8 protein-coding genes and 5 pseudogenes are annotated in these 12,095 nt (G+C 42.2%); 8 read left to right on the top strand and 5 right to left on the bottom strand.

What is annotated here, in order from left to right; genetic code table 11:
• Nucleotides 1-230: 230 nt before the first annotated feature.
• A complete protein-coding gene (locus tag MAE_RS01390; RefSeq protein WP_002797673.1) occupies nucleotides 231-881 on the bottom strand; it encodes a nitroreductase family protein in 651 nt (216 codons plus the stop codon).
• A gap of 194 nt (nucleotides 882-1,075) precedes the next feature.
• Here MAE_RS01390 and MAE_RS01385 point away from each other — a divergent pair.
• From MAE_RS01385 to MAE_RS01375, 3 genes and pseudogenes are all read left to right on the top strand, one after another.
• Nucleotides 1,076-1,717, top strand: a pseudogene (locus MAE_RS01385) (RNA-guided endonuclease InsQ/TnpB family protein); the annotation flags it as partial.
• Between the two features lie 196 nt (nucleotides 1,718-1,913).
• Nucleotides 1,914-2,495 (top strand): annotated as a pseudogene (locus tag MAE_RS01380) (RNA-guided endonuclease InsQ/TnpB family protein); the annotation flags it as partial.
• 147 nt (nucleotides 2,496-2,642) lie between these two features.
• Nucleotides 2,643-4,067 (top strand): PP2C family protein-serine/threonine phosphatase, encoded by a 1,425-nt coding sequence (locus tag MAE_RS01375; protein ID WP_012263996.1) that lies wholly within the window; start codon nucleotides 2,643-2,645, stop codon nucleotides 4,065-4,067.
• A gap of 13 nt (nucleotides 4,068-4,080) precedes the next feature.
• On the opposite strand, the gene MAE_RS01370 is transcribed toward MAE_RS01375, so the two are convergent.
• Complete coding sequence (locus tag MAE_RS01370) at nucleotides 4,081-5,322, bottom strand: AmpG family muropeptide MFS transporter (protein WP_012263995.1); 1,242 nt, start codon at nucleotides 5,320-5,322, stop codon at nucleotides 4,081-4,083.
• 306 nt (nucleotides 5,323-5,628) lie between these two features.
• On the opposite strand from MAE_RS01370, the gene MAE_RS01365 reads away from it, so the two are divergent.
• Complete coding sequence (locus MAE_RS01365; protein WP_041803632.1) at nucleotides 5,629-6,249, top strand: GNAT family N-acetyltransferase; 621 nt, start codon at nucleotides 5,629-5,631, stop codon at nucleotides 6,247-6,249.
• Here MAE_RS01365 and MAE_RS01360 read toward each other — a convergent pair.
• Nucleotides 6,220-6,462, bottom strand: a complete 243-nt coding sequence (locus MAE_RS01360) for a hypothetical protein (protein ID WP_041803631.1) — start codon at nucleotides 6,460-6,462, stop codon at nucleotides 6,220-6,222. The genes MAE_RS01365 and MAE_RS01360 overlap by 30 nt on opposite strands.
• Before the next feature lie 159 nt (nucleotides 6,463-6,621).
• On the opposite strand from MAE_RS01360, the gene MAE_RS01355 reads away from it, so the two are divergent.
• Nucleotides 6,622-8,034, top strand: a complete 1,413-nt coding sequence (locus MAE_RS01355) for an LCP family protein (protein WP_012263992.1) — start codon at nucleotides 6,622-6,624, stop codon at nucleotides 8,032-8,034.
• A gap of 23 nt (nucleotides 8,035-8,057) precedes the next feature.
• Here the strand turns inward: MAE_RS01355 and MAE_RS01350 are convergent, their stop codons facing one another.
• A complete protein-coding gene (locus MAE_RS01350; RefSeq protein WP_012263991.1) occupies nucleotides 8,058-8,741 on the bottom strand; it encodes a Uma2 family endonuclease in 684 nt (227 codons plus the stop codon).
• A 155-nt stretch (nucleotides 8,742-8,896) separates the two neighbouring features.
• Here MAE_RS01350 and MAE_RS01345 point away from each other — a divergent pair.
• Together MAE_RS01345 and MAE_RS01330 are read left to right on the top strand one after the other, a co-directional pair.
• Nucleotides 8,897-9,373, top strand: a pseudogene (locus MAE_RS01345) (Uma2 family endonuclease); the annotation flags it as partial.
• A 507-nt stretch (nucleotides 9,374-9,880) separates the two neighbouring features.
• On the top strand, nucleotides 9,881-10,336 hold the full coding sequence (locus tag MAE_RS01330; RefSeq protein WP_002797663.1) for a hydrogenase maturation protease: 456 nt from the start codon (nucleotides 9,881-9,883) through the stop codon (nucleotides 10,334-10,336).
• Between the two features lie 319 nt (nucleotides 10,337-10,655).
• Here MAE_RS01330 and MAE_RS01325 read toward each other — a convergent pair.
• A pseudogene (locus tag MAE_RS01325) lies at nucleotides 10,656-11,699 on the bottom strand (IS630 family transposase).
• An 86-nt stretch (nucleotides 11,700-11,785) separates the two neighbouring features.
• Here MAE_RS01325 and MAE_RS28175 point away from each other — a divergent pair.
• Nucleotides 11,786-12,049 (top strand): annotated as a pseudogene (locus tag MAE_RS28175) (ISNCY family transposase); the annotation flags it as partial.
• Between the last annotated feature and the right edge of the window lie 46 nt (nucleotides 12,050-12,095).

The following is a 12,095-nucleotide window of genomic DNA, read 5'->3' as shown; positions in this document are numbered from 1 at the left end:
CATCTTCTCATCCCTGAAAACAACAGGGATATCTTACCAAAACCGATACTTTTCAGCAGACGATTTTTTAGTAAACTTTTAAAAGCGATCGTCAGACAGGTGACAAGAATAAACAGTACAAGAATACCAATAGTCCAACCAAGAGTGATCGACACTCCCCCAGCGCGCCAAAGGGGAGTGTTAAAAAAGGGCGTTAACCAAGCTGAGGGAGAGAAAGTCATCGCTAAAGTTTAGATTTGATAGGGATTACCCAAGCGATCCACAAAAACATTGTAATCTAAGGGTAAACGCCCCGGATTAAGCCGTGGTTCCGCCGCGTAACCGATGGGAACGACAACAGCGATCGCCAGATGGGGATGATCGGCAGCACCAATGACAGCTTTTACCTTGTCCTCAATCCAACCGTTGAGAAAACAACTAGATAAACCGAGACTTTCGGCAGCCAAAACCAGATGAGTAGCGGCGATCATGGCATCTTTAATCGCGTATTCCCGGGTTTTTTCGCCTAAATTCTTTTGAAATCCCGGGATTGCCTGTTGAAAATATTTTACCGTGCCTTCGCTCCAGGCACCCGTACTGAGAGCCTGTTCATAGATAGGAGTTAGCTCTCCCCCTCCTGCGGCAGCATCGGCAGCGAAAACAAAAGTAACCGGCGCTTGGATAATTTGCTTTTGTCCCCAAGCGGCCTCGGCTAAAGCGGCCTTTTGTGCCTCATCCTGTACTAAAATAATTCGCCAATCTTGGATGTTGAAACTACTAGGTGCGGCAACGGTTAATTCTACCAGGGTTTTCAGCAGTTCTGGGGCGATCGGAGCGGTAGTAAAATTTTTAATAGAACGACGTTGATTAATCGCCGTGGGAACATCGAGAGGCAAGGTCATAAAGTCAGTGGATCAAGTTAAATACTTCTAATTATTATAAGGTCAGGTTATCAGCCCTAGACTTCGGTGTGACCGAAAATTTGGGTACAAGCCCCGCCATGCCCGCGCAGGGTCGGGCGGCTTTAAATAAATATGTATTGTCAACTTAAAGAATTTTGTGTTAAGATATTGATACTCAGTCAAGCAGTATCAAAATGTTTGTACTAGAATACAAGGTTAAGCCAAAACCTAATCAGATAGAAGCCATTAACGAAGCAATACGGACAACTCAATTTGTTCGGAATAAAGTTCTGCGTTATTGGATGGATAATCGGGGTGTTGGCAAAACAGAGTTATTTCGATACAACACAGCATTAAGGAAAGAGTTTAAATTTGTTGATGATTTAAACTCCCATGCTTGCCAGACTGCCGTAGAAAGAACCTTGCGGGCAATTACTCGGTTTTACGATAATTGCCAAAATAAAGTTAAAGGAAAGAAAGGCTACCCTAAGTTTAAAAAACATTCCCGTTCTGTTGAGTATAAAGTATCTGGATGGAAGCTATCAGCTAATAAACGTCATATTACCTTTACAGACAAAAAAGGTATTGGTACTCTTAAACTGATTGGTTCTAGAGATATTAATTACTATCAACCAGACCAGATTAAACGGGTAAGAATCCTTAATCGTGCCGATGGTTATTATGTGCAGTTTTGCCTTAAATTAGACCCCAGAGACAGGGTTAAGCCTTTAACACCTTCCCAGAAAGCCACTGGGATTGATGTGGGATTAAAGTTTTTCTTAGTAGATAGCGAAGGCCATCAAATTGATTGTCCGAACTACTATCGAAAAGCTGAAAAACAACGGCTCTTCGTTACTTGTTATGGTTCGATAGGGGGGCATAAATCGACTAAATCCTTATATGGCAAGAGACTTAATTGATTAGCTCGTTCTAGATTGAAAACAATTGGCAAAAATCGAAGCAATGTCTTTCTATATAAGGGTTTCACCCCTTATAACTCCCGTCCATTGCATAACACAAACCGAAGAACCAAAACAACTAAACCGATTAAATAAAAAAAAGTCAAAGAAATACCGTAAGGGTAAAAAACAATCTCGTAATTATCACAAAGCTAGAAAGCGATATGCTCGGAAACATTTAAGAGTAAGTAGGCAACGAGAAGAGTTTGTCAAGAGTGTGGCACTCCGTTTAGTTAAGTCTAACGACTTAATCGTCTATGAAAACTTGAATATCAAAGGCATGGTCAAAAATCGTCATTTAGCGAAGTCGATAACCGATGCAGGATGGTCTGTTTTTAGGCAATGGCTAGAGTATTTTGGGGACAAATACGGCAAGTTAACTATAGCTGTCTCACCTCATAATACGTCTCAAAATTGTTCTAATTGTGGACAAAAAGTCCAAAAGTCGCTATCTACTCGAACCCATGTTTGTCCTCATTGTGGATATACAGATTGTCGAGATAGAAACGCCGCTTTAAACATCTTGCAAAAGGGATTAAGTAGCGTGGGGCGCACGCAAACTTTAAACGCTTCGGGAGAGATTCCCTCTTGGTTGGTTGGAGAAATCCTGCTTGCTAACGGAGACTCAATGAACGAAGAATCCCCGTCTCTTTAGACGGGGAGCGTCAAAAAACGGAAATAGTAAAACATCAGGGTTAAATTGTGGCAGTCAGAAAAAGATCAACTATACTGTTAGACTTAAACAGGTCATAACCCAATGACCATCTAGCTATAATCATGTCACCGCCACAAAGATCATTTTATGCTTTCTGAGCCGGAACCGAGCGACACCCTCACCACTCCCACCGTCAATATGGGCGATCACAGTACCGATATCAAGCCAATTTTAGCCTTAAAAGAGTTGGTCGCTAGTTTATATCGCGAACAAAACAAAGTTCAAAATCTCTTAAGTTCCCTCGGTTTTGCCCTGCGGAGTTTCAATAATTTAAACCAATTCCTCGATCTTACCCCCTTGATGGCCGCACGAGTGGCAGACGCGGAGGGAGGGGCATTGATTTTGAGCAAAAATAACGGTCAAGTGGCGCTCGATCAACTCCATTGCCAAGATAATCAAATTAATGGGGAACTACGCCGACAATTAGAGGCAATTATCCGACAATTAAACCAAGAACCGGCACTTGAGAATAAAAATAATCGATCGCTTCTCGATAGTCTCGACCATAAAATCCGGCAAACTCTCGGACAGGGTACGCAGGTTTATAGTACACCTGTTTTGGTAAAAAATAGTGAGCGGGGGCGTTTATACGTTTTCAGTCGCGATCCCGATTATGGTTGGACACCCACCCGTCGTAAACTGTTGCAGCTAGTGGCCGATCAAACGGCGGTGGCTATAGCTAATAATGAATTAACGATCGAATTACGTTCTAAGGAACGTCAGGATCGAGAGTTAGAAATCGCTGCCGAAATCCAAAATCGTCTTTTACCTCGGCAATGTCCGAAAATTCAGGGGGTAGAATTGGCAGCCCACTGCCAAACGGCTAATCGCGTTGGTGGCGACTATTATGATTTTATCCCCTGCAACTACGATCAATTTAAACCGGCAACGGAGGCGGAAAGGGAAGCCAGTGCCGCTCCTTGGAGTATAGTCATCGGTGATGTCATGGGAAAAGGTGTCCCAGCAGGATTATTGATGACCATGACCCGGGGAATGTTGCGAGCGGAAGTGTTAAATCGTCACTCCCCGGCCCAGATTTTGCGTCATCTCAATCGGGTTATGTATGCCGATCTCGATAATTCTCATCGTTTCGTGACATTATTTTATTCCGAGTATGATCCCCTGACGCGCCGTCTTGGCTACAGTAATGCTGCCCATTATCCCACCCTCTGGTGGCGGGCCAAAACGGGAGAGTTAGAGTCTCTCGACACGGAAGGGACATTAGTTGGTTTAGAGGCCGATTCTATCTATGACGATGCCCAAGTGCAATTAGAAGCGGGAGATACGCTGATTTATTATACCGATGGCTTTACCGATGCAGTTAACTCGAAAGGGGAAAGATTTGATCAGAAAAATTGGCTATCGGCAGTTAAAGAAGCCTGTCAACAGTACACCGATCCCGAACAGATTCTAGAATATTTATTTGGAAAAGTGGCCGCTTTTACCGGTTTAGGAAATGACAGTAGTGACGATATGACTTTAGTAGTTATGCGAGTGAAATCGGAGGAATAAATCATCAATTAGCTCAATTGTCCTCTTGCCAAGGAGCAAATAAAGGCAATAAAGCTAACCCGGGTAAAGCGGCAATTACTGTGATTAAAAAGAACCATTGCCAACCGATCGCCTCAGCTAAAACTCCGGCGGGAGCCACCAAAATATCGCGACTAAAGGCCATTAAACTTGATAAGAGGGCGTACTGAGTAGCGGTAAAACGAGCATTGCAAAGACTCATTAAAAAAGCCACAAAAGCGGCAGTGACTAAGCCACCGCAGAAGTTTTCAATATTAATAGCCAAGACCATAAAAGGATAATTTTGCCCTAAATTTGCTAAAGTAAAATAGGCTAAATTACTAATAGCTTGCAAGCCGCCAAAAATCCAGAGCGATCGATTAATTCCCCAACGACTTAACAGGGAACCACCTAATAAAACTCCCACCATAGTTGCTATCATGCCCATGCCCCCTTGGATCGCCCCGATATCGGTTTGACTGAAACCAGTTTTTAAGAGAAAAGGAGTCACCATATTATTAACTAAAGCATCCCCTAAACGATAGAGAACGATAAAGGCGAGAATACCGATTCCTTGACCTAATCGATAGCGTTGAAAAAACTCTTGGAAAGGCAACCAAACCGCCTCTAAAAGGGTTTGAGGAGTATCATCTCTAGGGGGAGTAGCTGGGGCGAAAAAAGACCAAATAATCGTTAAAGCCATCAATCCAGCTAGGAAAAGATAGACGAGAGGCCAGGGAAAGTGATCGGCTAAAATTAAAGCGATCGAACCGGTTAGAATTAAAGCCAAACGATAACCTAAAACCCCGATCGCTACCCCAGCACCCATCTCCCATTTTTCTAAAATATCTGTGCGATAGGCATCGTAGGCAATATCTTGGCTGGCACTAAAAAAAGCGATCAGTAGAGCATTAATTGCCAATAATTCCAAAGATTGTTTTGGTTGTTGAAAGGCCATAAAACCAATCGCTAAAGTTAAACAAATTTGAGCGATTAAAATCCAACCGCGACGACGACCAAGAAAAGGAGGAACATAGCGATCGAGTAAGGGAGACCAAAGAAATTTGAGAGAGTAGGGGAGAGCGAATAAACTAAATAAACCGATCGATTCCAGAGGAACTTCTTCGGTGGTCATCCAAGCTTGCAGGGTGCGACTGGTGAGCAACAAGGGCAATCCAGAAGCGAAACCTAAGAATAACAAAGCCGCCATTTTTTGACTGCGGAACACTTGTAAATAGGCGGAAATTTCCTTGATCATAGAGGGGGTAGGAGGATAGATTAGATTAAAGAATATAGTTAATTGACCCAAAAAGAAAGAAATTAGTTCTGACCGGCATCGTCCCATCTTAACCATGGCCCGGCGATCAAAAAAAATTCCCGAAAAATAGCGGTCTTTCCCCCAACTGGGGCTATAGGCAGTAGAATGGATGAGATTTTGATTCAGTAGTCTTGAAAAATTGCGGTCTTCTCCTTAAGATAGATGCTTGATTCTCCCAACTAAATCCCACCCCTATTTACCTTTCCCAGATAAGGACTGCCATCCCCACCTTCCCTGCCGACTCCTGTGATTAAAGTGGACTCCTGTTTTATCTCATACCTATTGTCTAATCCCTCCGACTCGGAAGCGACCGGTGACAATGCCGCCATTACCGTCGAGGTGCGTTTGGCCCAAAGCCAAGATCTCAAAAGCTTGGCGGAAATTCTCACCGATAGTTTTTTCCCCACGGCCAATTATTGGTCTTTTCTGCGTCCTATCTTTAAATTAGGCATTTACGAGGACTTACGGGGACGATTGCGCGCCGATACCCCTTACTATCACTGTCTGGTAGTCAGTCAAACCAGCGTCACCGTCACGGGTCCTCAGGAAATTATTGTTGCTACGGCGGAAATCGCCTTAAAATCCAGTTCTTTTTTAGCTGTTCCCATTCCTTATATCTCTAATTTAGCCGTTAGTCCCGATCGCCGGCGTGCCGGTCTGGCCCGGAGATTGCTGCTCAAGTGTGAACAGATCGCTAGAGAATGGGGTTTTGAGGAACTTTCCCTCCATGTTCTCGATAATAATCTAGCGGCCCAGTCACTGTACTCAAGTAGCGGTTATCGTCTGCAAAAAACCGACGGTTGGTTGATCAATTGGTTATTTAATCGACCACAAAAGTTATTTCTGCACAAAAAAATCAGCCAATGAGGAGATAGGAGACTCCCAGACTCCGAGACAGGTTTTAGGTGTTGGGGGTTGGGGTTTTGGGGTTTTGGGGTTTTGGGGTTTTAGTTCAATTTCCCCACTTCCCCACTTCCCACTTCCCACTTCCCACTTCCCACTTCCCCACTTCCCACTTCCCCACTTCCCCATTCCCCACTCCCACGAAACAAACCCTAGATATTTCGACAAAATTGCCATGCAGAAGAACTATAAGGAAAAATTCTGCTATATTATCTGCTAACTCTCTAAAAAACCCGATTAGTTTAATGATCTTTTCCGGGTATCTGAGAAAACAAATAGTTCATCCCTTTAAAATATGGTTTTAGGGAGATAATTAGTGACTGTGTGAGGCAATTTGTGGTTAATAAGAGGAAATCAAGGCTTAAAAGCGGAAAATCAAGCAAATTAGCAGCTAAACCTGTTAAAAAGCGGCGATTGTCGGGTAAATGGTTCCTGACAGCCCTAGGCTTAACTGGCTGCGCCCTAGTTTCCGCTACGGCGGGGGCTATGTTGGCTGTGTCTCTCTCCTCCACACCTTTGCGACAAGCTGCTCTTAGTCCCCAAGAAGCCGCCGCTTTTAACAATCAGCAGGCGATATCCTATCAAAATCTGCAACTTCCCGCCCTCAACCGCCCCGTTAATATTCTGGTAGTTGGCGCGAAAGTGTTGACATCCGATGTCAAGGAAGCACAAACCCCAGATCTGGGTTATCATGCCCCGGTTAATTCCTTGGATGGTTTAACCGATACCATGCTGTTACTGCGTTTTGACCCCCAAAGACAGAAGTTAACCATGCTTTCCATCCCCCGGGATACCCGCACCGATATCGAGGGTTACGGGGAGAAAAAAATCAATGAAGCTAACGCCCTCGGTGGACCTGCTTTAACGGCGGAAACGGTTAGTCATCTTTTGGACGGAGTGGCTATCGATCGCTATATTCGCATTAATGTGCAGGGTGTGGAAAAATTAATTGATGCTTTGGGGGGGGTGACGGTATATGTTCCCAAAGACATGAAGTATAAAGATTTTAGTCAACACCTCTACATTGACCTGAAAAAAGGGGAACAACACCTCAACGGCGAGAAATTCCTCCAGTTTGCCCGTTTTCGTTACGATGCTAACGGCGATATCGGTCGTATCCAACGACAACAGCAATTAATGCGGTCTTTAGTAGAACAAACCCTAAAACCAGCAACTTTATTGAAAATTCCCGATATTATCGAGGTTATCCGCAATCATATCGATACTAATCTCAGTTTAGAGGAGTTACTCGCCCTAGCTGGCTTTGCCTCCAAAACTCAGCGCGCTGATGTGCAAATGCTACTGCTACCAGGAGACTTTAATGGTGATGGTCGGCAAGGGATCAGTTATTGGTTGCCCAATCAAAGTAAAATTCAAGAGCTAGTGGCTCAACATTTTAACCACGGCTCTTTTATGGCTGACATCGAAGAAACCACGCAACCGACTCGCATAGCTGTGGAAGATAGCATCGATAATCCAGAAGCGGTGCAAGCTCTAGTCAGATATCTGCGCTCGTTTGGTTATGAAAATGTTTTTGTCTCTAAGTCTTCATCGCCAATTCTAGAAACTACCAAAATTATTGCTCAAAAAGGGGATAATTCCCTGGCTGCTGCCCTGCATAATAGCCTTGGTGTCGGGGAAGTTTTGGTGGAAAGTACGGGGAATCTCGCTTCTGATGTGACGATTAAAATCGGTCAAGATTGGCAAGAAAAATCAGCTAATCTTTCTGAGCCATCCCTAGGCAACTAAGAAAAAAATCAAGTTTATCCTGGTTATTTATTAGCCAAAGTTTGACAAAAATTTTGGTGTTGTTCACTAGCTATTCCTTGCTGTAACACTGCCAAAACTTCGGCTAAATTACCCGATAATAAAGCATTTTTATTCAGCCATAATCCAGGAAATACTTGAGAACAAAAGATGTTATTTTGATTTGATTCTAGGGGCAAATATTCCCCATCAGTTAAACCAAACCAATCTAATTGAACGTCATAAACTCGCCAGATAATATACTCTTGCACTCCCTGGCGACGATAAACTTTGAGTTTTTCGTGTAAATCGTAGGAAGCAGTAGAAGCGGCAATTTCCACGATTAATTCCGGCGCGCCTTCTACATAATCATCTTCACTAATGCTTGATTGTCCACCGGTTTCTATTCTTAATAAAGCATCTGGTTGTGGTTGATTATCCCCATCCAGTCGCACAGTAGTATTATCCAGTGTTTCTACTCCCGGTGTCGCCACTTCGTAGGCAGTTAACCAACCGATAATATTAGCGTGGGGTTTACCGTGGTTTTTGGCTCTCACCGCGGCTGCCATATAAACAACTCCTGCGATTAATTCAGCTTTTTTTAGCTGTGTCATTGCTTGATAACGGCGCTCGAATTCAGGACGAGTTAATCTATCGCCATTTTTGAGAGGGGGAATAATATGGGGGGAAACTGTGTTAGTCGATAGCATAATTTTTGGCTCATCAAGAAACTACTATCAAGGCTTAAGTTTTCTTACCAGACTCAGTTAATTTATCGATTAGGTTAAGCTGTGCATCGAGAGCATCGAAGATATCCTATACTTATTTTACAGCGTTTCTGATCATTTACCTGCAACCTTGCGCCATGTTTGCCTTAGTTTCACTAGATAAAATCGAGCTACCGGCGGGGTCCTTAGTGAGATTACCTGCCACTTGGCTAGATTATCAAACTTTGTCTCGGCAAAGGGGCGACAATTCTCAGCCTAAAATCAAATATCACAATGGAGAAGTCTTGCTTATGTCTCCACTTCCTAAGCATGGACGTGATGCCCATTTAATTGCTAATATTATCATCACCTTATTGGATTATCTGGGGCGTGAGTACGAGGCTTTTACTCCCGTAACCATGGAATTACCAGAAACAAGTGGTATTGAACCAGATTATAGTTTTTATATTGACCATTGGCCGGCTATAGCAGGGAAAGCCAGAATTGACTGGGTAAATGATCCTCCTCCCGATTTAGTATTAGAAATTGATGTCACCAGTTACTCGAATGTGGATGATTATCTGCCTTATCAAGTGCCTGAAATTTGGTTGTATCGTCAGAAAAATCTCTATATTTAGGGTCTGCTGAATAAATCTAAAAACCTTGTTGGATAAGACTTTTGGACTTTTTTCCCCTCAAAAAGTGCCAGCCATTGCGGGGATCGGGGGGAAAATTCAGGTACTTTTTCCCTGAAAATTAGGTAGTTGACCACCTGAAAATCGATAAAACCCCACACCCCACACCCCACACCCCACACCCTGCCCCCAGGAAAAGCTTTTTCAGCAAACCCATTTATTGGCTAGAGAATCAAGAGTATATCCCTCGCCATCAAAGTCAATATTTTCCTGACTTTAACCTAGAAAATTTAGTTTCTTTCTGTGGAGAAATTGCCGACAATCGCAATAGTAGTATGGCAATTCGTCAACTAAAACAACATCTCGAAGATTTTTATAGTATTTCAACTAATTTTTCCCGCTTACAGCGTCTTTCATGGCAACCAAGTAAATCCCGAACCAAGTTAACCTGATTAGGGAAAAGTTACTTACTGTCAAGTTTCCAACTCCTGTTTCCTCTATTTAACCATGAATAATTTTAAAATACTGCTCATCGGTTACGGTAATACTTTAAGAAATGATGACGGAGTGGGAGTGAGAATAGCCGAAATTATTGCCGAGGAGAATTTGCCTAATGTGCAAGTCATCGCTACCCATCAATTGACTCCTGAGTTAGCAGCCGATATAGCTGATGCTTCTCTAGTTATTTTTGTTGATGCGGTATTATCTAATCAAACCGATATCCGGATAGAAAAATTAGCAGCAGTTACCGAATGGAATAATTTAGGTCATGCAGAAAGTCCCGCTTCTTTATTAGCATTAACTCAAGCAATTTATCAACAAACTCCCAGGGCCTGGGGAATATTTATTCCTGCTATTAATTTTGAATTTGGTGAAGAATTATCAACAATAACTCAAAAGGGCTTGACAAACGCGATTAAAGCTATTAGGAAAATTATCCTAAATCTGGTTATTAAAGACTGATTATCTATTGCCCCTATTGCCTATTGCATGAGTGCCTATTGCCTCTCCTGATATGTAGGGTCTGCTGAAAAAGTTTGTTGGTGGGGGCAGGGTGTGGGGTGTGGGGTGTAGGGTTTTACCGATTTTGAGGTAGTCAGTTACCTAATTTTTAGGGAAAAAGTACCTGAATTTTACCCCCGATCCCTCCAATGGTCGGCACTTTTTGAGGTCAAAAAAGTCTAAAAGCCTTATCCAACAAGGTTTTTAGATTTATTCAGCAAGCCCTATGTAGTGATCTGTCAAGATGTTATTGACGGATAGAAGCTTTTTAATTTATACTTTAGACGTTCATAATCTGAGATTTATTAAACTTCTGAAATCGTAGAGTGAGCAAGGAATCCAGTTCTTTTTTATGTTTCATATGGGCATCATTCAGACATTCATAAATAGCTGAAGAAAAGTCAGAAAAGTTTTCATAATATTTACCATACAAACATTTCTTTTTTACCAATTTCCACAGCCTTTCAATTAAATTTAGATTAGGCGAATAAGACGGCAAATAGAGTAGCTCTATTGACAAAAAAGAGCCAATTCCTCAACAACTTTTACATTTTTGATAGCGGGCATTATCTAATACTAGAGTGATGGTAATTATTAGTCCTAAAGCAGCTATTTTTGACCAGAGTTCACAGACTTGAGTTGCTGTAATATAAGTGTCATATGTTACCATAATAACTTCATGAGTTATCGCATTTAATGCTCCCAAAACATTAAAGCGTTTACGCCCGCTCGGCGACTTAACGAAAAGTCTCTCAAAACACCAAACAAAACCGAGAAAAGCTCCCATAACAAAGTGAGCGGCATCAACAAAAAAAACAGCCCTTTTTCCTTCTTTTGCCTCATTTAGTCTGGGTTCTAGCTTTTTTTATTTGTAGTCTTCTTGTTCATCCTGGTCAGCTTTAGAAGGAAGAGAACCTACTTTTAAACATTTCATTCCCATTGATTTTAAGAATTTCCTCACTTGAGTAGGACTTCGTTTTATTCCCGTCAATTCTTCTATCCTATATACAGCTTCATTTATTGTGGCTGGTGGATTTTTCTCGAAGTATTTTTTGAGCGTTTCTTTTTGAGACTCTAATTCACTTTTAGGGCGATAGAAGTTGATTTCTTTTAATTTTTCTATTCCGCCTTCTTGATAATCTCGAAGATAAGTTAATAAGGTATTTGGCGAGATTCCTGCTAACTGACAAATTTTTTGGTGCGGTATCTTTTGGCTCTTTAACCAGAGAACTTCCATTTTCAGTTGAACCCGGGGATGAGGATGATGAAATCTTTCATAATACAGTGAGTTCTTTTCTTCTTCGGTGAATTCTAGGTTAATCATGTTTTCAATGAGTGCTTTGCTTCTAATTATGACTCTTAAACTATATTATTGTCCTTGAGTAAAAAATGCAAGTTGTAGCCGTGCAAAGTATAGAGCATAATTTTGGGCATGGCAAGCAACATTTAGCCTCTTTTCTGCTGACCCTAAATCTTCTGGCTTTCTTATTCCATACTGTTCTGCATCTGGTCGATGAACGCTATCAACGGACTCGGCTTCAGCGAGGAACTCGCCGGGGCTTTTTTCAAGACGTTATTTGTCTGACCAAGTATCTGTTGTTTGAAAGCTGGCATCACCTTCTAGACTTTATGCTCGATGATGCCGTCCCTATTGCTCTCGTTAATTCTTCTTGATGTTGGATTGGGATGTACCTGGCAAAAGTGTTTGATGTTCCGTATC

Source organism: Microcystis aeruginosa NIES-843, from assembly GCF_000010625.1.
Taxonomy (GTDB): Bacteria; Cyanobacteriota; Cyanobacteriia; order Cyanobacteriales; family Microcystaceae; genus Microcystis; species Microcystis aeruginosa.
The sequence above is the reverse complement of the archived record's forward strand: the minus strand, read 5'-3'. Positions and strand labels throughout refer to the sequence as shown.

Coding starts and splice junctions, on each gene's coding strand:
- MAE_RS01330 (WP_002797663.1), top strand. CDS start 9,881: ATGAATAATTTTAAAATACTGCTCATCGGTTACGGTAATACTTTAAGA.
- MAE_RS01370 (WP_012263995.1), bottom strand. CDS start 5,322: ATGATCAAGGAAATTTCCGCCTATTTACAAGTGTTCCGCAGTCAAAAA.
- MAE_RS01360 (WP_041803631.1), bottom strand. CDS start 6,462: ATGGCAATTTTGTCGAAATATCTAGGGTTTGTTTCGTGGGAGTGGGGA.
- MAE_RS01375 (WP_012263996.1), top strand. CDS start 2,643: ATGCTTTCTGAGCCGGAACCGAGCGACACCCTCACCACTCCCACCGTC.
- MAE_RS01390 (WP_002797673.1), bottom strand. CDS start 881: ATGACCTTGCCTCTCGATGTTCCCACGGCGATTAATCAACGTCGTTCT.
- MAE_RS01350 (WP_012263991.1), bottom strand. CDS start 8,741: ATGCTATCGACTAACACAGTTTCCCCCCATATTATTCCCCCTCTCAAA.